This is a genomic window from Pseudaestuariivita atlantica (assembly GCF_001205715.1).
In the GTDB taxonomy this organism is placed as follows: domain Bacteria; phylum Pseudomonadota; class Alphaproteobacteria; order Rhodobacterales; family Rhodobacteraceae; genus Pseudaestuariivita; species Pseudaestuariivita atlantica.
On the sequence record NZ_AQQZ01000020.1, the window covers coordinates 1 to 24,621 of the forward strand.

Here is a 24,621-nt window from a genome sequence, read left to right on the forward strand (position 1 = left end):
CGTGCCGATGTTGCAGTGCGGCTTGCTCCGCTCAAACTTTTCCTTTGCCATGATGGCCTCCTTCAGCTGTCCCCGGCGGCGGGGTCGTCTCCGAAAATTGCGATTGCAGCGCGGCGCGCGAATTCTTCCGCGATCAGCGCCAGCTCACCCTCGGGCGAGCGGATAAAGGCCGCGCCCGCCAGCGTGGGGCGCGGTTTGGTCGTTGCGGTCACATTGTCGGTCAGGGCGAGCTGTTCGCCCGACCGCGCATCCTTGATCGTGATGGTCCCGCGCAGGCCGCTTGTCTTCTGGCCAACGAGGATCCCCACACCGGGATTGGCGATCACCATGCGCGACAGCGACACGTTGGCCACCACGTCACGCGCCCCGTCCGGGTTGCGTGCGGTCAGCGCCTTCAGCGTGGTGTCGCGCAGTTTTGCAGCAACGTCCGCTTCCGTGAACTCGTAAAAGCCCGCCGACCGCTTGGGACCGTCTTCGAGCACCACAGCCACATCCGTCACGCGAAACGTGCTGGCCGAGGCGGGCTCGACCAGCTGTTTCTGCGCGCAGCCTGCGACCAAGGTGGCCGCGAGAACGCCGGATATGACGACGTGGTGCTTCATTAGGCGTACTTGGCCTGGATCTCGTCCGAGATGTTCTGCGGCACCGGATCGTAGTGGTCGAACTGCATCGTGAACTGCGCGCGGCCCGAGGACATCGAACGCAGGTTGTTGATGTAGCCGAACATGTTGGCCAGCGGCACGAAGGCGTTGATCGCCACGGCGTTGCCGCGCGGTTCCTGCCCCGTCACCTGCCCCCGACGCGAGGTCAGGTCGCCGATGATGTTGCCGGTATACTCCTCGGGGGAGATGACCTCGACCTTCATGATCGGTTCCAAGAGCTTGGCGCCGGCTTTCTTCATGCCTTCGCGCATGCACATGCGTGCGGCGATCTCGAAGGCCAGAACCGACGAGTCCACGTCGTGGAACTTGCCGTCGATCAGCGCGACCTTGAAGTCGATGACCGGGAAGCCCGCGAGCGGACCGCTGTCCATGACCGACTGGATGCCTTTTTCGACGCCGGGGATGTATTCCTTCGGCACGGAACCACCGACGATGCGGCTCTCGAACGAGTAACCTTCGCCCGGCTCTGTCGGCGAGATGATCATCTTCACCTCGGCGAACTGACCCGACCCACCCGACTGTTTCTTGTGGGTGTAGGTGTGCTCGACCTCGTGACCGATGGTCTCGCGGTAGGCCACCTGCGGTGCACCGATGTTCGCCTCGACCTTGAACTCCCGCTTCAGGCGGTCGACCAGGATGTCGAGGTGAAGTTCGCCCATGCCCTTCATGATCGTCTGACCCGATTCCAGGTCGGTTTCGACGCGGAAGGAGGGGTCTTCGGCCGCCAGACGCTGCAGACCCTGGGACATCTTCTCCTGGTCGTTTTTCGTCTTCGGCTCGACGGCGATCTCGATCACCGGGTCGGGGAAGGTCATCGTTTCGAGGACAACCGGGTCTTTCTGGTCGCACAGCGTGTCACCGGTCGTGGTGTCCTTCAGACCCGCAAGCGCGATGATGTCGCCGGCAAATGCCTCTTCGATCTCTTCGCGGTTGTTGGAGTGCATCATCATCATCCGGCCGATGCGCTCTTTCTTGCCCTTCGTCGAGTTCAGGACGGTATCGCCCTTGTTCATCGTGCCCGAGTAGATCCGGGTGAAGGTCAGCGAGCCCACGAAGGGGTCGTTCATGATTTTGAACGCGAGGCCCGAGAACGCCATGTTGTCGTCCGCGCGGCGGGCGATGTTGCGGGTCTCTTCCTCGTCACCGGGGGCAAAGCCCATGTAGTCGACCACGTCCAGCGGGCTGGGCAGGTAGTCGATCACGGCGTTCAGAAGCGGCTGCACACCCTTGTTCTTGAAGGCCGAGCCACCCAGAACCGGCACGAATGCCATGTCGAGCGTGCCCTTGCGCAGCAGTTTGCGCAGGGTCGGCACGTCGGGCTCGTTGCCTTCGAGGTATTGCTCCATCGCGTCGTCGTCTTGCTCGACGGCGGCTTCGATCATCTTCTCGCGCCACTCGTCAGCCATGTCCTTCAGGCTGTCGCGGATCGGGGCCTTGACCCAGGATGCGCCCAGGTCTTCGCCCTGCCACAGCCATTCTTCCATGGTCACGAGGTCGATCAGGCCTTCCAGCTCGGTCTCTGCGCCGATCGGGATGCCGACGGGCACGGCACGCGCGCCGGTGCGGTCCTCGATCATGCGGACGCAGTTGAAGAAGTCGGCGCCGATCTTGTCCATCTTGTTGACGAACACCATGCGCGGAACCTTGTAGCGGTCAGCCTGACGCCACACGGTTTCGGTCTGCGGCTCGACACCGGCGTTGGCGTCCAGCACGCACACGGCACCGTCAAGCACGGCCAGCGAGCGTTCGACTTCGATGGTGAAGTCCACGTGGCCGGGCGTGTCGATGATGTTCAGGCGGTGCTTGGGCGTGTCGGCGGTCTTGCCGTCTTCGGTGCGTTCCCAGAAGGTCGTCGTTGCAGCCGAGGTGATGGTGATGCCCCGCTCCTGCTCCTGCTCCATCCAGTCCATCGTCGCGGCGCCGTCATGCACCTCGCCGATGTTGTGGGATTTGCCCGTGTAATACAGGATCCGCTCCGAACAGGTGGTCTTGCCGGCATCGATGTGGGCCATGATGCCGAAGTTGCGGTAGCGGTCGAGAGGATAGTCGCGTGCCATCGGGGCTGCTCCTGAATGCCTTGTGGGGTTACCAGCGGTAGTGGCTGAACGCCTTGTTGGCGTCGGCCATCTTGTGGGTGTCTTCGCGCTTCTTCACGGCGTTCCCGCGCGAATTGACCGCGTCGAGAAGTTCACCGGCGAGGCGTTCTTCCATGGTGTTTTCGTTGCGGTTGCGCGAGGCGGTGATGAGCCAGCGGATCGCCAGGGCTTCACGACGCTCGGGGCGCACCTCGACCGGAACCTGGTAGGTCGCACCACCGACGCGGCGGGAACGGACCTCGACGGCCGGTTTGATGTTGTCGAGCGCTTCGTGGAAGATTTCCACCGGCGCGCGCTTCACCTTGTTCTCGATGCGGTCAAGCGCACCGTAGACGATGCTTTCGGCGACGGATTTCTTACCGTCCAGCATCAGGTTGTTCATGAACTTGGTCAGGACCGTATCGCCATACTTGGCGTCGGGCAGGACTTCTCGTTTCTCGGCAGCGTGACGACGCGACATCTGTATATCCTCTTACTTGGGACGCTTCGCGCCGTATTTCGAACGGCGTTGCTTGCGGTCCTTGACACCCTGCGTGTCCAGCACGCCGCGCAGCACGTGGTAACGGACGCCGGGAAGGTCCTTCACACGGCCGCCACGGATCAGGACAACCGAGTGCTCTTGCAGGTTGTGACCTTCGCCGGGGATGTAGCTGATAACCTCGAAGCCATTCGTCAGACGCACCTTCGCCACGCGACGCATGGCCGAGTTCGGTTTCTTCGGAGTGGTCGTGTAGACGCGCGTGCAGACGCCACGCTTTTGCGGGCATTCCTTCAGGTGCATCGACTTCGACCGTTTGACTTTGGGCTGCCGGGGCTTCCGGATCAGCTGCTGGATCGTTGGCATATGGGCTCTCGCTCCCGTCTCTCGCTCATGTACTGCGCACATGAGGTGCGCGGGTTCTCTCGTTTCATCAATGTGCGCATCACGCGTCCGCAAAGCGCAAACACCGCATGCCATCCTTGACCAAGGATCGCCGCGGCGGGTTGTCAGAGGATCGGGGCAATCAGCCCGGATCGTGGCCACTACAGGTCTGATTTCGCAGGCAGGACGGACCCCACCCGCGAGATGAGCGGCGTATAGGGGGAGTCGGATTCGATGTCAACAGCCGCGGCCGGGCTTGTCGGGGACAGTTGCCGCTGGCAGGGTGGCCGCAACGCGTATCGTTTGGGGCGCCGCATGCAGACTATCGGATTGTGCCGCTTTTCCTACCCGGCCATCGGCGGGTTTCAAGTGGAACATGACACGATCGAGGACCGCATCGCCTACCTGTACGCCGAAGATCGCCTCGAAGAGCGGTTTCGTCTGTTCGAACACGTCGCCCTACCATGCCTCAAGCACCAGACCGATCCGGATTTCACGCTCATCGTGGTGATCGGTGACAGCTTCCCGGCGCGCCATCGCGCGCGGCTTGACGCGATGCTCGCCGACTTGCCGCAGGCGGTGGTCGAGGTGCATCCTCCGCGCCCCAACCGCGAATTGATGAAAGAGCTTCTGAACAAGCACCGCCGCGACCCCGGTGCGCCCTGCCTTCAGTTCCGCCACGACGATGACGACGCCGTGGCCGTTGATTTCATCGAACGGATGAAACAGGCGGTGGACGACGCCGCGCCGCTGATGGCGCGCGAGCGGATCGTCGGGATCGATTTCAACCGCGGCTACGTGGCCGAAATGGGCAGCAATGGCATCTCGGCCACCGAGATCACGCGCGCCTATTACGTCGCCGCGCTGGGTGTCCATGTCGCGGGCGGCACGGCGCGCACCATCCACAATTTCGCGCATCACAAGTTGTGGACGCGGATGCCCACCGTCACGTTCACCGATACGCCCATGTGGGTCCGCACGCATAACGGCTATAACGACTCGCGCCAGAAGCGCGGCGCGCGCGAGGTGGCGGTGGAGCCGATCGGGCCCAAGCTGACCCGCAGGTTTGCCAACCGCTTCGCCATAGATGTCGAGGCGGTGACCCGCGCCTTTCAGGAACCGGACCTGACCCTCGCCTCGCGCCAGAGCGTATAGGCCCCGGCCCCGACCACGAGGATCACGCCCAGAAGCGTGATCCGGTCCGGCCACTCGTCGAACACGATCAGGCCCAGGACCAGCGCCCAGAGGATACCGGTGTACCGGAAGAGCGCCGTGAAAGAGATATCGCCCACCCGGATCGTCAGCACGCTGAACAGATAGCCGCCAAGGATGAACACCGCCGACAGCGCCAGCAGCGTCCAGTGGCGCGGGGTCAGCACCACCCATGTCTCGGACAGGCTGAGAACCCCGCAGACAAGGGTGATGCCCGTCGCCGTGCAGAACGTCACCAGCATCGACGGCACCTTGGCCGACAGGGGCTTGGTCACAAGGTCACGCAAAGCGACGAACAGGGCAGCGATCATCGCGAAGACGGTGTAGGTGGTGAATCCGTCCGTGCCCGGTTTCACGATCAGCATCACGCCGAGAAAACCAAGCGCGATGGCCAGCATCCGGCGCCAGCCCACCACCTCCTTGAACAGGAAGATACCCGCGAAGGTCACGATCAGGGGAAGCGCCTGCAGGATCGCCGTGACGTTGGCGATGGGCATGTTCAGAAGCGCGGTCAAAAAGAAGATGACGATCATCACTTCGGTGACGACGCGCGCTCCGATCAGGCTCCAGTCCCGCGGCGATTGCCGAAGCTGAAATGCCCGCATGCGCCACGCCAGAACAGACACCAGCGTCGTCGTGAACAGCCCGCGCAAAAAGATCAGCTGGAACAGCGGAATGTCCCCGCCGGTTAGCTTGATCGCCACGTCGTTGAGGGTGAAGGCCAGCATGCTGCCCATCATGAACAGCGCGCCCGTGGCGTTCGGCGTCACGTCACAAGGCCTGCAAGTCAGCGATGTCGACTCGGAAATGCTTGCGCAACAGCCGTTCGACCCGGCCGGGTTTCATCTTGTCGATCAGGCCCAGCTGCGCCGGATCGCTCTTGTTGTCGGGGTGGAGCGTGCGCAGGAAGGCGGGCGTTTCGATATCGCTGTAGAGGTTGTAATGCTGCGCGAACTTGCGGTGGTTGTAGGCATAGGGGATGCCCGGATCGTCCATCGGGCTGAGCAGCGCGGATCCGACCGACAGCGGCATCCGTTCGCGCGCGTCGAACACCCGGTTCGCGCCCTCGTGGTTCATGTCGATGTAGAACCCGAAATTATGCGCGATCATCGTCCGCCCTGCCGGGTCGCCCACCTGCAACAATCCCGCCGCCTGCCGCTTGATCCGCGCGATGAAGTCGCGGTCGACGGCATCGTCATCATCGATCCGGAAGTTGAGCGCATGGGTGAACCGGTCACGGTCCTGCATCCGGGCATAGGCCTTGCGCAGCAGCGGGTATTGCTTTGCCGGCTCCTCTGCAAAGATGGTCACGTTGGGATGCGGTTCGGTCAGCGCCAGCAGGCGTTCAAGCTGATCCCCCGGCAGATGGGTCGAGGTGATGACGCCCAGCCGGAATTCCATGTCGGTCTGCCGCATGAGTGACGGCAGGCAGAGACGTTCGAACAGGTGAAAGCGCCGCTCCATCCGGTCGGGCGCAAAGATATGCGCGGCGATCTTGTCCACCGTGTCAAACTTGTCGGCATAGTAATCCTCGGTCAGTACCGAGAACCGGATCAAGCCCTGCACCTGGATGGAATACGCCACGCCCTGCCCTTTCGTTTGCGGCGACAGTGACGGCAGAGGCGCGGCGGATCAAGCCCGCGCGCGGATGGGCAAAGGAGCGGGGCCGCGCTATCCTTGATCCATGAAACTCGAATTCCATCACATCAACTTCGTGGCCGAGGATGTCGACCGGCTGCACGATTTCTACACGCGCGTCCTGGGGCTGGATGACATTCCCATGTCGCAATTTCCCCGGACCGAGGCGGAGGACGGGCGCGGGTTCGACGGCAAGATCCGGTTCGCCACCGAAGGGTCGATGCAGATGCACCTCGCCCAGCGCGACTTCCGCGTGGCTTTCGCCAACGGGCAGGTCATCAATCCCGTCGAACGCGGGCATATCGCGTTCCGCACGGATGACCTTGCCGCCGTCCTCGCGGCGCTCGACGCGGCGGGCGTGCCCTATTCCGATTACGGCACCGCCTTTGCCAAGGAATGGCACCAGGTCTTTTTCCAGGACCCCGAAGGCAACGTGATCGAAGTCCACCAGCAGGTCGGCTGACGCCCGCGACCCAAGAAAAAGGCCCCGCCGATCGCTCGACGGGGCCTTTCAATTGCTATCGCGCTGGGATCAGTCGCGGCTTTCCGGCGTGTCGACGATGCCCACGTCGAATTCGTCACCACCCACGATATCGTCCATGGGTGCGGCCAGTGCCGCTGCTGCCTCGGCTTCCTCGCGGCGCGCTTCGATCACGACGTTGTCGCGTTCCTGCGCGATGCGGCGCGCCTTCTGGGTCGCGCCACCGGTACCGGCCGGGATCAGGCGGCCCACGATGACGTTCTCTTTCAGGCCGACAAGCTTGTCTTTCTTGCCTTGCACCGAGGCTTCGGTCAGCACGCGGGTCGTCTCCTGGAACGACGCTGCCGAGATGAACGACCGGGTCTGCAGGCTTGCCTTGGTGATCCCCAGAAGGATCGGCTCGCCCTGCGCCGGGCGTTTGCCCCGCGCGATCGCCTTCTCGTTGGCCGCGTCGAACTCGGCCTTGTCCACGTGTTCGCCCTTCAGCAGCGTGGTCTCACCCGAGTCCTGGATTTCCCACTTCTGCAGCATCTGGCGCACGATGACTTCGACGTGCTTGTCGTTGATCTTCACGCCTTGCAGACGATAGACGTCCTGCACTTCGTCGATCATGTAGTTCGCCAGAGCCTCGATCCCCATGATCGACAGGATGTCGTGCGGGGCCGGGTTGCCGTCCATGATGTAGTCACCCTTCTGCACGAAGTCGCCTTCCTGCACCGGGATGTGCTTGCCCTTGGGCACCATGTATTCGACGGTCTCAATCGACTCGTCCGACGGGTCGATCGCGATGCGACGCTTGTTCTTGTAGTCGCGGCCAAAGCGCACGTAACCATCGATTTCGGCGATGATCGCGTGGTCCTTGGGACGACGTGCTTCGAACAGTTCGGCCACACGCGGCAGACCACCGGTGATGTCCTTGGTCTTTGCACCTTCGCGCGGGATCCGCGCGACCACGTCACCGGCTTTGACGTCCTGTCCGTCTTCGACCGACAGGATGGCATCCACCGACATCGGATAGGTGATCGGGTTGTCGGCCGCGTTGCGGACCGGCTCACCGTCTGCACCCACCAGGATGATCTCGGGCTTCAGCTCGTTGCCTTTGGGCGCTGCGCGCCAGTCGGCCACGATCTTCTGCGTCATGCCGGTTGCGTCGTCGGTTTCCTCGCGCACGGCCACGCCGGCAACAAGGTCCACATACTTCGCGGTCCCGTCCTTTTCGGCGAGGATCGGCAGGGTGTAGGGATCCCACTCGAACAGCTTGTCGCCGCGGGCGATCTCCTGCCCGTCCTTGACGAACAGTTTCGAACCGTAATCGACCTTGTGGCTGGCCCGCTCCGCGCCATGTTCGTCCACTATGCGGACTTTCATGTTGCGGCCCATCACCAGCATCTCGCCGCGTGCGTTTTCCAGCACGTTGGCGTTTTCGAAGGCGATCTTGCCTTCCTGGCTCGATTCAAGGAACGACTGCTGGCCACCCTGCGCGACGCCGCCGATGTGGAAGGTCCGCATCGTCAGCTGCGTGCCGGGTTCACCGATGGATTGCGCCGCGATGATGCCCACGGCCTCACCCTGGTTCACCAGCGTGCCGCGTGCAAGGTCACGACCGTAGCACTGGGCACAGACGCCTTCTTCGGCCTCGCAGGTCAGCGGCGAGCGGATGCGCATCGACTGCACGCCCGCCTCTTCGATCGCGTCGGCGGTGCGTTCGTCGATCAGCGTGCCCTTGGCGACGAGGACATCCTCGGTCCCCGGTACCAGCACGTCGTCCGCCGACACCCGGCCCAGAACGCGTTCGCTGAGCGAGGCCACGACCTCCCCATCGTTGACCGCGGCCTGCGCCATGATCGCCTTGTCCGTCCCGCAATCGTCCATGCGCACGATGCAGTCCTGTGCCACGTCCACGAGGCGGCGGGTCAGGTAGCCCGAGTTCGCCGTCTTCAGAGCGGTGTCCGACAGGCCCTTCCGGGCGCCGTGGGTCGAGTTGAAGTATTCAAGAACGGTCAGGCCTTCCTTGAAGTTCGAGATGATCGGCGTCTCGATGATGTCGCCGTTCGGCTTGGCCATCAGGCCGCGCATCCCGCCCAGCTGCTTCATCTGCGTGACCGAGCCCCGCGCACCGGAGTGCGCCATCATGTAGACCGAGTTCGGCTCCAGCTCGGCACCGTTCTCGTCCCGCTGCGGGGCCGAGATGGTCGCCATCATCGCCTCGGTGACCTTGTCGTTACATTTCGACCAGGCATCGACGACCTTGTTGTATTTCTCACCCTGGGTGATCAGGCCGTCCATGTATTGCTGTTCGAAATCCTTAACCTGCTCGCGGGTTTCGTCCACGATGCCCCACTTGTCGTCGGGGATCACCATGTCGTTCTTCCCGAACGAGATGCCGGCCTTGAAGGCTTCGCGGAAGCCCATGGTCATGATCTGATCACAGAAGATGACCGACTCCTTCTGGCCGCAATAGCGGTAGACGGTGTCGATGACGTTCTGCACGTCCTTTTTCCGCAACAGGCGGTTCACAAGGCTGAACGGTGCCTTGTTGTTCGGCGGCAGCATCGCGCCCAGCTTGACGCGGCCCGGAGTGGTTTCGACCCGCTCCATCACCTCGTTGCCTTCGTCGTCGATCTGCGGGATCCGCGCGGTGATCTTGGCGTGCAGGTGCACCTCGCCGGAATCCAGCGCGTGCTGCACCTCCTCGATCGAGGAGAAGACCATGCCTTCGCCCTTCATGCCCTCGCGCTCGATCGTCACGTAGTAGAGACCGAGGATCATGTCCTGCGACGGAACGATGATCGGTGCGCCGTTGGCGGGCGACAGGACGTTGTTCGTCGACATCATCAGGACGCGCGCTTCCAGCTGCGCTTCGAGCGACAGCGGCACGTGCACGGCCATCTGGTCACCGTCGAAGTCGGCGTTGAAAGCCGAACACACGAGCGGGTGAAGCTGGATCGCCTTGCCTTCGATCAGCACGGGTTCGAACGCCTGAATGCCAAGACGGTGCAGCGTCGGCGCACGGTTCAGCATCACCGGGTGCTCGCGGATCACCTCGTCGAGGATGTCCCACACCTCGGGGCGCTCTTTCTCGACCAGCTTCTTGGCTTGCTTGACGGTGGAGGACAGACCCTTCGCCTCAAGCCGCGAATAGATGAACGGCTTGAAGAGTTCGAGCGCCATCTTCTTCGGCAACCCGCACTGGTGCAGCTTCAGTTCCGGCCCGGTCACGATGACCGACCGGCCCGAGAAGTCGACCCGTTTCCCCAGAAGGTTCTGGCGGAAGCGGCCCTGCTTGCCTTTCAGCATGTCGCTGAGCGATTTCAGCGGACGCTTGTTGGCACCGGTGATGACGCGGCCACGGCGGCCGTTGTCGAACAGGGCGTCGACCGATTCCTGCAGCATCCGCTTTTCGTTGCGGACGATGATGTCGGGCGCGCGCAGCTCGATCAGGCGCTTCAGACGGTTGTTCCGGTTGATCACGCGGCGGTAGAGGTCATTGAGGTCCGACGTCGCGAACCGGCCACCGTCCAGCGGGACCAGCGGGCGCAGTTCCGGCGGGATGACCGGAACGACGGTCATGACCATCCATTCCGGGCGGTTGCCGGATTCAAGGAAGGCTTCGACCACTTTCAGACGCTTGATGATCTTCTTCGGCTTCAGTTCACCCGTCGCCTCGGCGAGGTCTGCGCGCAGTTGCTCGGCCTCGGATTCAAGGTCGATCTGGCTCAGCATCTCGCGGATGGCCTCGGCGCCGATATTGGCGGTGAACGCGTCCATGCCATAGGCATCCTGCGCGTCCATGTACTCTTCCTCGGTCAGCATCTGACCGTAGGTGAGGTCCGTCAGGCCGGGCTCGATCACCACGTAGTTTTCGAAATACAGCACGCGTTCCAGGTCGCGCAGCGTCATGTCCAGCATCAGGCCGATGCGCGAAGGCAGCGACTTGAGGAACCAGATGTGGGCGCAGGGCGCGGCCAGCTCGATGTGACCCATCCGCTCGCGGCGGACCTTCTGCAGCGTGACTTCCACGCCGCATTTCTCGCAGACGACGCCGCGATACTTCATCCGCTTGTACTTGCCGCACAGGCATTCGTAATCCTTGATCGGGCCAAAGATACGCGCGCAGAACAGGCCGTCACGTTCGGGTTTGAACGTGCGGTAGTTGATGGTTTCCGGCTTCTTGATCTCGCCGAACGACCACGACAGGATCCGCTCGGGCGAGGCCAGAGAGACCTTGATCTCGTCAAACACCTTCGGCGGCGTGAGCGGGTTGAACGGGTTGTTTGTCAGTTCCTGGTTCATTGGATGGGTCCTTTCCAGGTCAGACGCAGATCACACGGTGGGTGGCGGGTTTCAGGCCGCTTTCCACGATGGATGCGTTATTGGTCGCGATTCCGGCAACGCCAGGGTTTTCCGGATCAATCTGTTCAAGGCGGGACAGCGTCAGGCCGGCGCGGGTGCAGGTGGCCGTGGCCTCCTGGTCGCACGACCCGAACAGGCCGATGCCGCCCACGCTGCAATCAACCGTCGCCGTGACCGGCAGGCCGGTGGATACCGGCGCCACGATCTCGGGCGGAAGCTGCGGCGCGGGCGCGGCCGCGGCGACTGTCCTCGTCTGTGTCGGTCGGTCCTGCACCGAAACGTCGGCGGGCAAACACGCCGCCAACGTCAGGATGCAGGGCAGGGTCAGGTACTTCACTCCTCGACCTCCGCGTCGAGCAGTTCCATGTTCAACCCGAGGCCACGGACCTCCTTGACGAGAACGTTGAACGATTCCGGCACGCCGGCTTCGAAGTTGTCCTCGCCCTTGACGATCGACTCGTACACCTTGGTCCGCCCGGCCACGTCGTCCGATTTGACGGTGAGCATCTCCTGCAGGGTGTAGGCCGCGCCATAGGCTTCGAGCGCCCAGACTTCCATCTCCCCAAAACGCTGACCACCGAACTGCGCCTTGCCGCCGAGGGGCTGCTGCGTGACGAGGCTGTAAGGCCCGGTCGAGCGCGCGTGGATCTTGTCGTCCACGAGGTGGTGCAGTTTCAGCAGGTACTTGACGCCCACGGTCACGGGGCGGCTGAACTGCTCACCCGTGCGCCCGTCGAACAGGATCGACTGGCCGCTTTCCGAGAACCCGGCGCGCACCAGCGCGTCGTTCACGTCAGCTTCCTTCGCCCCGTCAAAGACCGGCGTCGCGATCGGCACACCATGGGTCACGTTGCCCGCGCGCTCGACCAGCTCGTCCTCGGACAGATCCGCCAGACCTTCCTCGTACACGTCGTCGCCATAGGCGATCCGCATGGCTTCACGCACCGGGGTCAGGTCACCCGACCGGCGGTATTCGTCCAGCGCATCGTCGATCTTGATGCCCAGGCCGCGCGCGGCCCAGCCCATGTGGGTTTCGAGGATCTGACCGACGTTCATCCGCGACGGCACGCCCAGCGGGTTCAGACAGAAATCGACCGGCGTCCCGTCTTCGAGGAACGGCATGTCCTCCATCGGAACCACCTTCGAAATCACGCCCTTGTTGCCGTGACGGCCGGCCATCTTGTCACCCGGCTGCAGCTTGCGCTTCACCGCGATGAACACCTTGACCATCTTCATCACGCCCGGCGGCAGGTCGTCGCCACGGCGGACCTTCTCGACCTTGTCCTCGAACCGGGCATCAAGCGCGCGTTTCTGCGCCTCGTATTGCTCGTTCAGGGCCTCGACGATCTGTGCATCGGCCTCTTCCTTCAGCGCCAGCTGCCACCACTGGCCACGCGGCAGCGTTTCCAGCAGGTCTTCGGTCACCTCCGAATTCGCCTTGACGCCCTTCGGCCCCTTAACGGCGACCTTGCCCATGATGTGGGACTTCAGACGCGCGTAAATGTTGCGGTCGAGGATCGCGAGTTCGTCGTCGCGGTCACGGGCGAGGCTTTCGACCTCTTCCCGCTCGATCTGCAGGGCACGTTCGTCCTTCTCGACGCCGTGACGGTTGAACACGCGGACCTCGACAACGGTGCCGAAATCACCTGGTTTCACCCGCAGCGAGGTGTCGCGCACGTCCGATGCCTTCTCGCCGAAGATGGCGCGCAGGAGTTTCTCCTCCGGCGTCATCGGGCTTTCGCCCTTCGGCGTGATCTTACCGACAAGGATGTCGCCCGGCTCCACGTCGGCACCGATATAGACGATGCCCGCCTCGTCAAGGTTGCGCAGCGCTTCTTCACCGACGTTCGGGATGTCCCGCGTGATCTCTTCGGGGCCGAGTTTCGTGTCACGGGCCGCCACTTCGAATTCCTCGATGTGGACAGAGGTGAACACGTCATCCCGCGCGATCCGTTCCGAGATCAGGATCGAGTCCTCGTAGTTGTAGCCGTTCCACGGCATGAAGGCGACGACGACGTTCTTGCCGAGCGCCAGTTCACCCATGTCCGTGGACGGGCCATCCGCGATGACCTCGCCCTTGCCGACCTCCTGGCCCACGACCACCAGCGGACGCTGGTTGATGCAGGTGTTCTGGTTCGACCGCTGGAACTTGCGCAGGCGGTAGATGTCCACGCCGGGATCACCGACCTCTAGGTCAGCCGTGGCGCGCACGACGATCCGGGTCGCGTCGACCTGGTCGATGATGCCTGCCCGTTTCGCCATGATCGCAGCGCCTGAATCGCGGGCCACGATGCCCTCGATCCCGGTGCCGACCAGCGGCGCTTCGGAGCGCAGCGTCGGCACGGCCTGACGTTGCATGTTCGAGCCCATCAGCGCGCGGTTGGCGTCGTCGTTTTCGAGGAACGGGATCAGCGATGCCGCAACCGACACCAGCTGTTTCGGGCTCACGTCGATCAGGTCCACCGCGCCGGTCGGTGCCAGCGTGTAATCGCCGTTCTGGCGGGTGTTGACCATCTCGTTGGTGAACTTGCCCTTGTCGTCGAGCGACGCGTTGGCCTGCGCCACGGTGTGCCGCATCTCTTCGGTGGCCGACATGTAGTGAACCTCGTCGGTCACCACGCTGTCCTTCACCACGCGATAGGGCGTTTCGATGAAGCCGTACTTGTTCACGCGGGCAAAGGTCGCCAGCGAGTTGATCAGACCGATGTTCGGGCCTTCCGGCGTCTCGATCGGGCACATCCGGCCATAGTGGGTCGGGTGCACGTCGCGCACCTCGAAACCGGCACGTTCGCGGGTCAGACCACCGGGGCCAAGCGCCGACAGGCGGCGTTTGTGCGTCACTTCCGACAGCGGGTTGGTCTGGTCCATGAACTGCGACAGCTGGCTGGAACCGAAGAATTCGCGCACGGCGGCGGCCGCCGGTTTGGCGTTGATCAGGTCCTGCGGCATGACGGTGTCGATCTCGACCGACGACATGCGCTCCTTGATCGCGCGCTCCATCCGCAGAAGGCCGACGCGGTACTGGTTTTCCATCAATTCGCCGACCGACCGCACCCGGCGGTTGCCGAGGTGGTCGATGTCGTCGATGTCGCCGCGACCGTCGCGCAGGTCCACCAGCGCCTTGATGCAGGCGACGATGTCTTCGCGGTCCAGCGTGCGCTGGGTGTCGGGCTTGTCGAGCGCGAGACGCATGTTCATCTTCACGCGACCCACGGCCGACAGGTCATACCGCTCGCTGTCAAAGAACAACGTGTCGAACAGGGCCGAGGCCGCTTCGACGGTGGGCGGTTCGCCCGGACGCATGACGCGGTAGATGTCCATGAGCGCGGTGTCGCGGTTCATGTTCTTGTCCTGCGCCAGCGTGTTGCGCATGTAGGGACCGACCGTGACGTTATCGATGTCGAGCACCGGGATCTCGGTGATGCCCGCGTCGAGCAGCTCTTTCAGGCTGCCGCCGGTGACTTCACCGTCCTTGTCGACTTCCCAGGTCAGCTCATCGCCCGCCTCGACATAGATCGCGCCGGTTTCTTCGTTGATGATGTCCTTGGCGGCGAACTTGCCGACGATCTGGTCGAACGGGACCAGCAGATCGGTGATCTTGCCATCGTCGATGATCTTCTTGACCGCGCGCGGCGTGACCTTCTTGCCCGCTTCGGCAAGCACTTCGCCGCTGTCGGCGTCGACAAGGTCGAATGTCGGGCGGGTGCCGCGCACGCGCTCGGGGAAGAACTTGGTCACCCAGCCCTCACCCTTGCGCTGGGTGTAGGTGACGGTTTCGTAATAGGCATCCATGATGCCTTCCTGGTCGAGGCCCAGCGCATACAGCAGCGTGGTGACCGGCAGCTTGCGGCGGCGGTCGATGCGCGCGAACACGATGTCCTTGGCGTCGAATTCGAAGTCGAGCCACGAGCCGCGATAGGGAATGATCCGGCAGGCGAACAGCAACTTGCCCGAGCTGTGCGTCTTGCCCTTGTCGTGGTCGAAGAACACGCCGGGCGAGCGGTGCATCTGGCTGACGATCACCCGCTCGGTGCCGTTCACGATGAACGTGCCGTTGGGCGTCATCAGGGGCATGTCGCCCATGAACACGTCCTGTTCCTTGATGTCCTTGACCGACTTGGCGCCGGTATCCTCGTCCACGTCGAACACGATCAGGCGCAGGGTGACCTTCAGCGGCGCGCTGTAGGTCATGTCGCGCTGCTGACATTCCTCGACGTCGTACTTGGGCTTCTCCAGCTCGTAGCTGACGAATTCCAGAACGCTCGTTTCGTTGAAATCCTTGATCGGGAAGACCGACTGGAAGACACCCTTGATGCCTTCGCCGTCCATCGGCTCCGGCTGGTCGCCGGATTTCAGGAACAGGTCATAGCTTGATTTCTGAACCTCGATGAGGTTCGGCATGTCCAGCACTTCGCGGATCTTGCCGTAGTATTTTCTCAGTCGTTTCTGGCCAAGGAATGATTGTGCCATGCGAACGCGCACCTTTCTCTACCAGAGCCGCATCGCCGCCGGGCTTCGGCGTGAGGCTCCCATCGAGACTGCAAGACCGATCCATACCTGGCACCCGTCCCAAGGGGGCCTCCCGATCGGTGAACTTGCCTGAGAGAGGGCCCCTGTCAGGCCGGCCCGCGCGGGGCCCTCTCTGAGACAGGTTCGGCTGAGCCCGGATTTCCCGCGCTCAGCCACGAATGAATGCAGGGCGGATGCTGTATCCGCCCTGCGCCGGGATAACCCGGATTACTTGAGTTCGACCTCGGCGCCGGCTGCTTCCAGCTTGCCCTTGATCTCTTCCGCTTCGTCCTTGGAAACCTGCTCTTTGACAGCCTTGCCGCCGGCTTCGACCAGCTCCTTGGCTTCTTTCAGGCCCAGGCCGGTGATGCCGCGGACTTCCTTGATGACGTTGATCTTCGACGCGCCGGCCGATTTCAGGATCACGTCGAATTCGGTTTGCTCCTCTGCAGCGGCGCCACCAGCGTCGCCACCGGCCGGACCCGCCATCATGACCGCGCCGCCGGCGGCGGGCTCGATGCCGTATTCGTCCTTGAGGATGGTTTTCAGTTCTTGTGCTTCAAGCAGGGTGAGACCAACGATCTCTTCCGCCAGTTTTTTCAGATCAGCCATGTCGACTACTTTCCGTTAAGATGTGTTCCAACGCGGGATTTGCAACCCCACGAAAATCCCTTGATTGCTTACGCCGCCTCGGCCTTCTCTTCGATAGTCGAGAGAATGGAGGCGATGTTCGAAGCAGGTGCGCCAATGGCCCCGGCGATGTTCGATGCAGGTGCGCCGATGCAGCCGACGATCGAAGCGATAAGCTCCTCGCGCGACGGCATTTTCGACACGGCCTCGACACCGGCCCGGTCCAACGCGTTTTCACCCATGGCCCCGCCGAGGATGTCAAACTTCTTGTTCGACTTGGCGAAGTCCTCGGCGACCTTGGCTGCTGCCACGGGGTCTTCCGAGTAGGTGAGAACGGTCATGCCCGAAAGGTAGTCCGCGATAGATTCGCAGGGTTTCCCGTCCAGGGCGATCTTGGCGAGCCTGTTCTTAGCGACACGCACCGAAGCATCCGCTTCACGGGCCCGCGCGCGCAGGTCCTGCATGTCAGCAACCGTAAGACCTTCGTAGTGGGCAACGACCACCACGCCAGAGCTTTCGAAGATCTGGCCGAGTTCCTCGACCACTTTCTCTTTCTGGGCTCTATCCACAGTTCACTCCAAGTTTTGGAAGGCGTTTGACGGCCCCCCGGCTCATGTTTGCCGGGTCGAAATCGACCCGACATCGGGTCCGCACGGGGTCCGCAGCCATTCACGCCCCGGGGTGGTGCCCCGGTGAGAAATCCTCGTCTCCCGTCTCGGGCAGGACTTATGAGGTGCATCACCTCGCCCACCGTCTCGGACGAAAAATCAGGCCACGCGACATGTCGCAAAGCCTGATCGAGCGTCTCTTAAGCCGTGTTCCGGGGATTGCCAAGCCAAAAAGGACACGCAAACCCGATTTTCACCATCGGGCCGCAAACCATATGTGTGGCGTCAGCCCATCAACGATACGCGCAAGCGCACCGCCGACGCAAGATCATTGCGCAAACGTTCGAGGCGGTGTGGTCAATGCAACGCAACGCCACCCTTGATCTCGCCGATCACGTCGAGGATTTCGGTTTTCCGGACGGGTTTCGCGACAACCCGATCCATCCCCTGCGCGAGGTAAGTGTTGACCTGGTGCGCCATGACATTCGCGGTCACCGCGATGATCGGCACCCGTTCGGGATCCGCGCTGGCCTGCTCGTGCGCCCGGATCTCGCAGGTGGCCTCCACCCCGTCCATGCCCGGCATCTGGATGTCCATCAGGATCAGGTCGTAACGCTGATGTGTCGCACGCTCGACCGCGTCGAGCCCGCTTTCCGCCTCGTCGATGTCGGCATTCAGGGTCTTCAGCAGGCGTTTCATCACCATCCGGTTCGTCGCGCTGTCATCCACGAGGAGAATGCGCGATCGCACCGTTTCGGCGTCCGGGCGGTCGCCACGTCCTTGCGGCGGCTCCGGCAAGACGTCCGGCATATCGACGGGCGCGGGGACATGAAGAGCCAGATCCCGCCCCGGACCTTGCGCCACGGGCCGGATGCTGGCGACCACGTCATTCGGGGCGGCCTTGGCCATCGTGAACGTCGCGATGAACGTGCTGCCCTCGCCAATGGTGGTTTCCACCGCGATGTCACCGCCCATTTCGCGGCAGATCGCACGCGATATGGTCAGCCCCAGCCCGGTCCCGCCATGGGTTCGCGTGGTGCTGTTGTCGGCCTGGCTGAACGGTTCGAAGATCGCGGTCAGCGCGCCTTCGGGAATGCCCGGCCCGGTATCTCGGACGGTGACCTGCACCTCAATCATGTCCGACCCCGGCAGCGGCCTGCATGACAGGCCAACCGTGATACGGCCCTCCTCGGTGAATTTCACGGCATTCGAGACAAGGTTGTTCACCACCTGCGTGAAGCGCAGAGGATCGCCGACGAGGGCCTGGTTCGCCGCGCAATGCAGGCCAATCTCGATCGCCAGGCCTTTCCGCGTGATGGCAGGCTCGTAAAGCGCTGCCGACAACTCGATTCGTTCGGCAGGCAAAAACGCCACGCTATCCAGCCCGAGCCTTCCGCTTTCGATCTTCGAAATGTCGAGGACATCGTTGATGGTGCTCAACAGCAACTCCGCCGACGACAGGATCACGCCCGTCATCTGCGATTGCTCCCCCGTCTGCGGTGTTTCAGCCAGTTCCTGCGCCATGCCGATCACGCCATTCAGCGGGGTGCGGATTTCGTGGCTGACATTGGCAAGGAAGTTGGTTTTCGCCTCGCTGGCCGACAAAGCCTGCTCGCGAAGCGCGCGCTCCCGCACCTGTGCCTGTTGCGCGCCGCGGATTTCCGCGATCATGTAAATGGCAAGGGTGATGACGCATCCAAGGATCAACCGTTCGAACAACGTGCGCGCATCGGCGATGTCCTGCGTTGCCGTGTCATGCAAACGCTCACGATCGCCCAGGAAATCCTTGATCCAGATCGCCCTGAGCGTCTGAGCGGCCTTCGACAGTTCCGCCCGCATGGCGGCGACACTCTCTGCCTGCAACGTTGGCGCGTCGTAGATTTCCTCCTCGTGCCGGTCGAGGAACGACTGCAATGCGGCGCCCGCTTCAACCAGTTCCTTATACGTATTGAATTCACTGTTCTGGAGCACGTCCATCCGGCTCCACAACAATTCCGTCGCGACGATCACATCGTCGCGGGAGATTGCGCCATCTTCGTATTCGACGAAAGCCGTGACAAGCTTCTGCGATTCCAGAAGTGTCTCGCTCACCTTCCACGAAAGCGAGGACATCACGTAGCTCGCCCGCTTCTCCTCACCCTCAAGCTTGCCGCGGACGGCAAGCAGGAGAATGATGAGGACACCCACGATGCCGACGGCGACAACGGCCCTCAACGTGCGTCCGGTCGGTCGAAGCTGGACGACCTTCATCGGCCTGTCCTCAGTCCAGAACTTCGAGCCGGTTCATCTGCCAGATCATCTCGGTATCGAAGGGCTTCTTGGCCGCTTCCGCCTCGCTCAGCGGATAGATGACCCAGATGGGACCCTTGTCGCGGATGCGCATCCGCTTGCCGTTCATTTCCGCCGCGAGGATGACGTTGTGCGCGTCGGCATCCGCGACCGGGATTTCGACGAAATAGTCGTTGATCGCCGTGGCGTTCAACCGGTCGCCTTCGGCACCGACGGCAGCGAGGAGCGACGCAAGCGTCGGGCCCGCGAAGCTTTGCATGCCGGTCGTGAATGACGTGTAGGTTTCGATTTCGCGCCAGTCGAGTTGGCGCAGCATCGCCATGTCGAACTGTGCGACACCATCCCCGTTGAGGTTGGCGATTTCCCCGCTCACTTCGAGAATGACCGGGCCTTCCGGCGCGGTCAGGTTCGCCGCGATCGCGGCACCTGTGGACACAAGGAAAAGCGCCCCCGCAGCCACCCAGGATTTCAGTTTCATAACAATCCCTCACTCATAGGTTTACGAGGGCTGTATGAACCGCACTCCTTAATCGTCCGTTTAGGCCTGCGAAGATTCTGCCTCATTTGCGGGGTCCAGCGCGCCGGACCGCGAAAGTGCATCGCATTCTAACGAAAAAGGCGGCCCCGAAGAGCCGCCTCATCCTGTTCATGCCTAAGGTCTCAGACCTCGGGCACCGCGTTCGCAACGTCGATCGTCACGCCCGGACCCATGGTCGAGGACAGCGCGATCTTCTTCATGTAGGTGCCCTTGGCGCCCGACGGCTTGGCCTTTGCGACCGCATCCACGAAGGCGCGGACGTTTTCGACCAGCTTGGCTTCGTCGAACGACGCCTTGCCGACGCCCGCGTGCACCACACCGGCCTTCTCGGCCTTGAACTGCACCTGGCCGCCCTTGGCATCCTCGACCGCTTGCTTGACGTCCATCGTCACGGTGCCGACCTTGGGGTTCGGCATCAGGTTGCGCGGGCCCAGAACCTTGCCCAGACGGCCGACGATCGGCATCATGTCGGGCGTGGCGATGCAGCGATCGAACTCGATCGTGCCGCCCTGAACGGTTTCCATCAGGTCCTCTGCGCCCACGATGTCCGCGCCGGCTTCCTTGGCTTCATCGGCCTTGGGGCCACGGGCAAAGACGGCCACGCGGACGGTCTTGCCGGTGCCGTTGGGCAGGCCGACGACGCCGCGGACCATCTGGTCGGCGTGGCGCGGGTCGACACCCAGCTGCATCGCGATCTCGACGGTTTCGTCGAATTTCGCGTTGGCATGCGATTTCACGAGGCTGACGGCTTCTTCAACGGTGATGTTATCCTTGCCGGCGAATGCTTCGCGTGCGGCTTTCGTGCGTTTTCCAAGCTTCGCCATTTTACTTCACCTCGATGCCCATGGAGCGCGCGCTCCCGAGGATGATCTGCATCGCCGCCTCGACGTCATTGGCGTTCAGATCCTTCATCTTCGCTTCCGCGATTTCCTTCACCTGCGCCGCGGTCACCGTCCCTGCCGTTTCACGGCCGGGGTTGTTGGCACCCGATTTCAGCTTGGCGGCCTTCTTGAGGAAATAGGACGCGGGCGGCGTCTTGATATCCATCTCGAAGGACTTGTCCTGGTAATAGGTGATCACGGTGGGGCACGGTGCGCCGGGCTCCATCTCCTGCGTCTTGGCGTTGAACGCCTTGCAGAATTCCATGATGTTGATGCCGCGCTGACCCAGCGCCGGGCCGACCGGCGGAGACGGGTTTGCTTGTCCGGCTGGCACCTGAAGCTTCATGGTGCCCGCAAGTTTCTTGGCCATTGGCCTCTCCTTTTGGCAACTCCCTCGGGGCGCGCCCTTCGGGATATGTCGATGTGGTGCGGTCCGAACCTCGCGTGGTCCTCGCCTTCCACATGGGATGCCGCTTGCGCGACAGATGCGGCGCCTACACCGGGCGGACCGGTTTGGCAAGTATTTCGATCTTTCGGCGGGGTCGGCTGACGAGCAGCCGACCTACGAAAAGCGCGGACCTGTAGGTCGGCTGCTCGCCAGCCGACCCCCTTGTCAGCCCTGCTTGGTCACCTGTGTGTATTCGAGCTCGACCGGCGTCTCGCGGCCAAAGATCGACACGGTCACCTTCAGGCGCTGGTTGTCCTCGTCGACCTCTTCGACCATGCCGTCGAAATCCTCGAACGGGCCGTCGTTGACCTTGACCTTCTCGCCGACCTCGAACGAGATCATCAGCTTCGGCGCTTCCTCGCCTTCCTGCACGCGGTTGAGGATCTGGTTCACCTCGGCATCGCGCATCGGCATCGGGCGGCCCTGCGGACCAAGGAAACCTGTCACCCGCTCGATCGAGTTGATCAGGTGATACCCCTTGTCCGACATCTCCATCCGGACCAGCACGTAACCGGGCATGAAGCGCCGTTCGGCGGTGACCTTCTTGCCGCGCCGCACCTCGATCACTTCCTCGGTCGGCACCAGCACCTCTTCGATTTCGTCTTCGAGCCCCTGCTCGATCACCGATTGGCGGATCTTTTCCGCGATCTTCTTCTCGAAGTTCGACAGAACGCTGACCGAATACCACCGCTTCGCCATGATGCTTGTCCTCTCACCGGTCGCCGGAAACACGAAGGCGCGCGAGGTTTCCCCTGCGCGCCTGTCTCAACTTGGCCTGACTTATCGCGATCCCGCGATCAGTTCAAGCGGCAAACGGGTCAGCCGAACATGGTCAGGATGCCCTGCAACCCGCTGCGGATGCCAAGATCGACCAGACCGAAGAAAACCGCCAGCACCGCCGCCATGATGACAACCATCGTCGTCGTCAACAGAACCTCGCGGCGTGTCGGCCAGACGACCTTGGACACTTCGGAGCGGACTTGCTGGATGAACTGGAGCGGGTTGGCCATGGATCGGATCTGCCTGATACTGTGATTTTGGCGACATACGCGGGCGCGCGGCGCGATTCAAGACCCGGCGCGGCGTTGGGCAGATGGCAGACGGCAGAAGAGTGACGCCAGCCTTCGCGGAACGGTCAGACCGTGACGCGCCATGAATGACCACGCCGGCGCCGCAAACAATCTGAGAGGGAGGATGGCAGGGGCAGCAGGGTTCGAACCCGCGACCTACGGTTTTGGAGACCGTCGCTCTACCAGCTGAGCTATACCCCTAAGGTCCGGCACCGCGATACGCGACGGTCGGGGGTGATTCAAGCCAAAATCGGCGGCAGATGCGCGGTCCTTGTCCGGTATTCGGCTCGCGCCGGCGTGAGAATTCCGTCCCGTCGCCGGGAAATCCGTAACAAATCGCACCCTGCAAATTTGCACATCAAACTGTGACGCGCCCTGCGGCGTTCGCACACACGATACGTCTCACGACACATTCCGGAAACCGCGACGGAACGGCAGAGAAATTTTCCCGCTTTTTCAGAAGGCTGTTGCCGGGCGAGCGGGGGTAGGCAGCCGGACGCCGCGTTTCAAGTCACGTTTTTCGGATCGAAAGAAGACCGTTTCGTGACTGGCGATCCGCCCGCCCATCCCCCAATTTCGGTCCTGTCAGCACGGCACGTTCCCTCCGAGCCACCTTGCTGACAGGCACCCCGGCGGGGCGCACCAGGCAGACCCAGCACAGGCCGCATCCTCCCTGCGGCCCGCACGCAGACCACACCCTGCCGGGTGCGCCTCCCCCCGAAAGCAAGGGGTGGGGCCCCAGACATAACCGGGCCGCATGGCCCCGCGCCGATCGGCGCGAGAGAGACAAAGGAATGCGAGATGAAACCCGTCTTCGCAATCGGCCTGATATTGGCCGCAACCACCGCCGGGGCTGCCCCGGCAAAGTTTGGGCCGCATGCCGCCGCACAGGACGTGTTGGCGTATGCCCCCGATGCCAGCGCGGTTCTCAACCCCGACGCTGATCACACCCTGAGCGGTGTGGGATCCTCCACGACCAAGGACACTCCTCCCGTCCTGCCGCGGTTCATCCTCACCACCTCCGGGTAACTCCCCGGCCATCCCGGCCAATCAACCACTGACTGCAAAACCTGAAAGGAAATCCCATGAAATCGTTCGCACTGATCGCCGCCTTCGTCGCAACCACCGGCTCGGCCTTCGCCGCAACCGAGGCACAGGTCGAAAGCGTCCTGAACCTCTATGCACCCTCCGCATCCGCCGCCGACGTGACCAAGGCCGAGGGCAACATCATCCTGCTGATCGCCCATGACGGTTCGACCGAAAGCGAGAAGCGCGCCCTGATCCGCGCGATCGTCAACGGCTGATCGGCACACTCCACGTCACTCGGAAGGCCGCTCCTCTAATGGGGCGGCCTTTTTACGTGTGCCGCCGACAAGCCAGCGACGGAATGGACCCGCATCCGAATGCAACCGCACGAAGCGTTGTCGGGCGATCCGGACACGGTCAAATGCACTCAGGTAAAGTGGCTCGCCGGGCGAAAACGACCCGCCAGACATGCCAAACTTGTTATAAAACATAGCAAAACGCAGGTCTTACAGCCGAAAAGCAAAAAATCCGGGAATCTCGGAACTTCGGCTCGGGGGCGTGTGTTGGGGGCCCATACCGACGGCGCGCCCCGGTCTATCCCCGTGAATGCACACGGAGATTTGGGCTCGCCTGTGATGAACAGGAGAATGACAATGAACCGTTTCATGACCCTCACCACCGCCGCACTGGTTGCAACCCTCGGCACCGGCGCCTTCGCAACGACCAACCTGGAACGCCAGGTCGAGCGTTACGTGGGCGATGTCGACTTCAGCGTGCTGTCCGACACCGAGAAAGCCGAAGTTCGCAACATCATCTACGGCAGCGGCACCTTTTCCGAACGCCGCGCGATCCTGATGTCGATCCTCGACGGCACCGGCGCCATGGTTCCGGACATGCCGGTGACCTACACGATCGAGAACAACTGGGAAGGCCTCGAAGCGGCCGTCCAGCGGTTCATGCCGGAATTCCGCGTCGACAACTACGACGATCCGACGCTGCTGGCGATCCAGAACATCCTGTACTCGGCTGAAACCGAGCAGGAGAAGCTGCTGAAGATCGAAGGTCTGCTGCGCTCGTAACGCGTGACCTCTGAACGGAAAAGGGCGGCCAGTGGCCGCCCTTTTTTTGTCTTCAAACTGGCCCGCCGTTGAGGCGGGCCGGTGTTGTTACTCGATGATCTTCGAGACGACGCCCGAGCCGACCGTGCGGCCGCCTTCGCGGATGGCGAAGCGCAGGCTTTCCTCCATCGCGATCGGGGCGATCAGCTCGACTTCGAACTTCAGGTTGTCGCCCGGCATCACCATCTCGGTGCCCTCGG

23 protein-coding genes and 1 tRNA gene are annotated in these 24,621 nt (G+C 62.7%); 5 read left to right on the forward strand and 19 right to left on the reverse strand.

Translation table 11 applies throughout. The annotated features are described in order from the left end of the window. Nucleotides 1–62 precede the first annotated feature (62 nt). Genes ATO11_RS19685 through rpsL form a run of 4 tightly spaced genes read right to left on the reverse strand, consistent with a single transcriptional unit; the run spans nt 63 to nt 3,602 of the window. A complete protein-coding gene (locus tag ATO11_RS19685; protein WP_050532624.1) occupies nt 63–602 on the reverse strand; it encodes a hypothetical protein in 540 nt (179 codons plus the stop codon). Continuing rightward, on the reverse strand, nt 602–2,719 hold the full coding sequence (fusA, locus tag ATO11_RS19690) for an elongation factor G (protein ID WP_050532625.1): 2,118 nt from the start codon (nt 2,717–2,719) through the stop codon (nt 602–604). Before fusA ends, ATO11_RS19685 begins: the two co-directional genes overlap by 1 nt. Nucleotides 2,720–2,747: 28 nt before the next feature. Then, nucleotides 2,748–3,218, reverse strand: coding sequence for a 30S ribosomal protein S7 (rpsG, locus tag ATO11_RS19695; protein WP_050532626.1), 471 nt, complete (start codon nt 3,216–3,218; stop codon nt 2,748–2,750). A 12-nt stretch (nt 3,219–3,230) separates the two neighbouring features. Continuing rightward, on the reverse strand, nt 3,231–3,602 hold the full coding sequence (gene rpsL, locus ATO11_RS19700) for a 30S ribosomal protein S12 (protein WP_050532627.1): 372 nt from the start codon (nt 3,600–3,602) through the stop codon (nt 3,231–3,233). 333 nt (nt 3,603–3,935) lie between these two features. Here rpsL and ATO11_RS19705 point away from each other — a divergent pair, with 333 nt between their 5' ends. Next, nucleotides 3,936–4,775, forward strand: a complete 840-nt coding sequence (locus tag ATO11_RS19705) for a putative rhamnosyl transferase (protein ID WP_050532628.1) — start codon at nt 3,936–3,938, stop codon at nt 4,773–4,775. Here the strand turns inward: ATO11_RS19705 and ATO11_RS19710 are convergent. Together ATO11_RS19710 and ATO11_RS19715 are read right to left on the reverse strand one after the other, a co-directional pair. Next, on the reverse strand, nt 4,733–5,602 hold the full coding sequence (locus tag ATO11_RS19710) for a DMT family transporter (RefSeq protein WP_207382996.1): 870 nt from the start codon (nt 5,600–5,602) through the stop codon (nt 4,733–4,735). The genes ATO11_RS19705 and ATO11_RS19710 overlap by 43 nt on opposite strands. 1 nt (nt 5,603) lies before the next feature. Continuing rightward, a complete protein-coding gene (locus ATO11_RS19715; protein WP_050532629.1) occupies nt 5,604–6,416 on the reverse strand; it encodes a glycosyltransferase in 813 nt (270 codons plus the stop codon). Nucleotides 6,417–6,516: 100 nt separating this feature from the next. Between ATO11_RS19715 and ATO11_RS19720 the strand changes: the two genes are divergently transcribed. After that, on the forward strand, nt 6,517–6,933 hold the full coding sequence (locus ATO11_RS19720; RefSeq protein ID WP_050532630.1) for a VOC family protein: 417 nt from the start codon (nt 6,517–6,519) through the stop codon (nt 6,931–6,933). 69 nt (nt 6,934–7,002) lie between these two features. On the opposite strand, the gene rpoC is transcribed toward ATO11_RS19720, so the two are convergent. The 12 genes from rpoC to ATO11_RS19780 form a co-directional block, all read right to left on the reverse strand. After that, nucleotides 7,003–11,244, reverse strand: coding sequence for a DNA-directed RNA polymerase subunit beta' (gene rpoC / locus ATO11_RS19725; RefSeq protein WP_050532631.1), 4,242 nt, complete (start codon nt 11,242–11,244; stop codon nt 7,003–7,005). Between the two features lie 19 nt (nt 11,245–11,263). After that, nucleotides 11,264–11,641 (reverse strand): hypothetical protein, encoded by a 378-nt coding sequence (locus ATO11_RS19730; protein ID WP_050532632.1) that lies wholly within the window; start codon nt 11,639–11,641, stop codon nt 11,264–11,266. Next, nucleotides 11,638–15,774, reverse strand: coding sequence for a DNA-directed RNA polymerase subunit beta (rpoB, locus tag ATO11_RS19735; RefSeq protein WP_050532633.1), 4,137 nt, complete (start codon nt 15,772–15,774; stop codon nt 11,638–11,640). The genes ATO11_RS19730 and rpoB overlap by 4 nt, the downstream gene beginning before the upstream one ends. Before the next feature lie 267 nt (nt 15,775–16,041). Then, a complete protein-coding gene (gene rplL / locus ATO11_RS19740) occupies nt 16,042–16,425 on the reverse strand; it encodes a 50S ribosomal protein L7/L12 (protein ID WP_050532634.1) in 384 nt (127 codons plus the stop codon). Between the two features lie 68 nt (nt 16,426–16,493). Further along, nucleotides 16,494–17,012, reverse strand: a complete 519-nt coding sequence (gene rplJ / locus ATO11_RS19745; protein WP_050532635.1) for a 50S ribosomal protein L10 — start codon at nt 17,010–17,012, stop codon at nt 16,494–16,496. Nucleotides 17,013–17,408: 396 nt separating this feature from the next. Continuing rightward, nucleotides 17,409–19,301 carry an ATP-binding protein gene (locus ATO11_RS19750; RefSeq protein ID WP_050532636.1) on the reverse strand — a complete coding sequence of 631 codons (1,893 nt, stop codon included), beginning with the start codon at nt 19,299–19,301 and terminating at the stop codon, nt 17,409–17,411. 10 nt (nt 19,302–19,311) lie between these two features. Then, on the reverse strand, nt 19,312–19,818 hold the full coding sequence (locus tag ATO11_RS19755; RefSeq protein ID WP_082176488.1) for a putative pterin-binding protein: 507 nt from the start codon (nt 19,816–19,818) through the stop codon (nt 19,312–19,314). Between the two features lie 182 nt (nt 19,819–20,000). After that, complete coding sequence (gene rplA, locus ATO11_RS19760; RefSeq protein WP_050532637.1) at nt 20,001–20,702, reverse strand: 50S ribosomal protein L1; 702 nt, start codon at nt 20,700–20,702, stop codon at nt 20,001–20,003. A gap of 1 nt (nt 20,703) precedes the next feature. Next, entirely contained in the window at nt 20,704–21,129 is a 426-nt protein-coding gene (rplK, locus tag ATO11_RS19765) for a 50S ribosomal protein L11 (protein WP_050532638.1), read from the reverse strand. A gap of 243 nt (nt 21,130–21,372) precedes the next feature. Continuing rightward, a complete protein-coding gene (nusG, locus tag ATO11_RS19770; RefSeq protein ID WP_050532639.1) occupies nt 21,373–21,906 on the reverse strand; it encodes a transcription termination/antitermination protein NusG in 534 nt (177 codons plus the stop codon). Between the two features lie 119 nt (nt 21,907–22,025). Further along, nucleotides 22,026–22,217: a preprotein translocase subunit SecE gene (gene secE, locus ATO11_RS19775; RefSeq protein WP_050532640.1), complete on the reverse strand. Its 192-nt coding sequence runs from the start codon at nt 22,215–22,217 to the stop codon at nt 22,026–22,028. Nucleotides 22,218–22,402: 185 nt separating this feature from the next. Next, nucleotides 22,403–22,478: transfer RNA gene (locus ATO11_RS19780), tRNA-Trp, on the reverse strand. A gap of 600 nt (nt 22,479–23,078) precedes the next feature. On the opposite strand from ATO11_RS19780, the gene ATO11_RS19785 reads away from it, so the two are divergent. The 3 genes from ATO11_RS19785 (at nt 23,079) to ATO11_RS19795 (ending at nt 24,382) form a co-directional block, all read left to right on the forward strand. Then, nucleotides 23,079–23,306: a hypothetical protein gene (locus ATO11_RS19785; protein WP_050532641.1), complete on the forward strand. Its 228-nt coding sequence runs from the start codon at nt 23,079–23,081 to the stop codon at nt 23,304–23,306. A 56-nt stretch (nt 23,307–23,362) separates the two neighbouring features. Next, entirely contained in the window at nt 23,363–23,581 is a 219-nt protein-coding gene (locus ATO11_RS19790; RefSeq protein WP_050532642.1) for a hypothetical protein, read from the forward strand. A 375-nt stretch (nt 23,582–23,956) separates the two neighbouring features. Then, a complete protein-coding gene (locus ATO11_RS19795) occupies nt 23,957–24,382 on the forward strand; it encodes a hypothetical protein (RefSeq protein ID WP_050532643.1) in 426 nt (141 codons plus the stop codon). Nucleotides 24,383–24,469: 87 nt separating this feature from the next. Here the strand turns inward: ATO11_RS19795 and ATO11_RS21410 are convergent. After that, nucleotides 24,470–24,621, reverse strand: a 152-nt coding sequence (locus ATO11_RS21410) for an EF-Tu C-terminal domain-related protein (protein WP_479725082.1), incomplete at its 5' end; no start/stop codon positions are given.

Coding starts and splice junctions, on each gene's coding strand:
- ATO11_RS19685 (WP_050532624.1), bottom strand. CDS start 602: ATGAAGCACCACGTCGTCATATCCGGCGTTCTCGCGGCCACCTTGGTC.
- fusA (WP_050532625.1), bottom strand. CDS start 2,719: ATGGCACGCGACTATCCTCTCGACCGCTACCGCAACTTCGGCATCATG.
- rpsG (WP_050532626.1), bottom strand. CDS start 3,218: ATGTCGCGTCGTCACGCTGCCGAGAAACGAGAAGTCCTGCCCGACGCC.
- rpsL (WP_050532627.1), bottom strand. CDS start 3,602: ATGCCAACGATCCAGCAGCTGATCCGGAAGCCCCGGCAGCCCAAAGTC.
- ATO11_RS19705 (WP_050532628.1), top strand. CDS start 3,936: ATGCAGACTATCGGATTGTGCCGCTTTTCCTACCCGGCCATCGGCGGG.
- ATO11_RS19720 (WP_050532630.1), top strand. CDS start 6,517: ATGAAACTCGAATTCCATCACATCAACTTCGTGGCCGAGGATGTCGAC.
- rpoC (WP_050532631.1), bottom strand. CDS start 11,244: ATGAACCAGGAACTGACAAACAACCCGTTCAACCCGCTCACGCCGCCG.
- rpoB (WP_050532633.1), bottom strand. CDS start 15,774: ATGGCACAATCATTCCTTGGCCAGAAACGACTGAGAAAATACTACGGC.
- rplL (WP_050532634.1), bottom strand. CDS start 16,425: ATGGCTGATCTGAAAAAACTGGCGGAAGAGATCGTTGGTCTCACCCTG.
- ATO11_RS19750 (WP_050532636.1), bottom strand. CDS start 19,301: ATGAAGGTCGTCCAGCTTCGACCGACCGGACGCACGTTGAGGGCCGTT.
- ATO11_RS19755 (WP_082176488.1), bottom strand. CDS start 19,818: ATGAAACTGAAATCCTGGGTGGCTGCGGGGGCGCTTTTCCTTGTGTCC.
- rplA (WP_050532637.1), bottom strand. CDS start 20,702: ATGGCGAAGCTTGGAAAACGCACGAAAGCCGCACGCGAAGCATTCGCC.
- rplK (WP_050532638.1), bottom strand. CDS start 21,129: ATGGCCAAGAAACTTGCGGGCACCATGAAGCTTCAGGTGCCAGCCGGA.
- nusG (WP_050532639.1), bottom strand. CDS start 21,906: ATGGCGAAGCGGTGGTATTCGGTCAGCGTTCTGTCGAACTTCGAGAAG.
- secE (WP_050532640.1), bottom strand. CDS start 22,217: ATGGCCAACCCGCTCCAGTTCATCCAGCAAGTCCGCTCCGAAGTGTCC.
- ATO11_RS19785 (WP_050532641.1), top strand. CDS start 23,079: ATGAAACCCGTCTTCGCAATCGGCCTGATATTGGCCGCAACCACCGCC.
- ATO11_RS19790 (WP_050532642.1), top strand. CDS start 23,363: ATGAAATCGTTCGCACTGATCGCCGCCTTCGTCGCAACCACCGGCTCG.
- ATO11_RS19795 (WP_050532643.1), top strand. CDS start 23,957: ATGAACCGTTTCATGACCCTCACCACCGCCGCACTGGTTGCAACCCTC.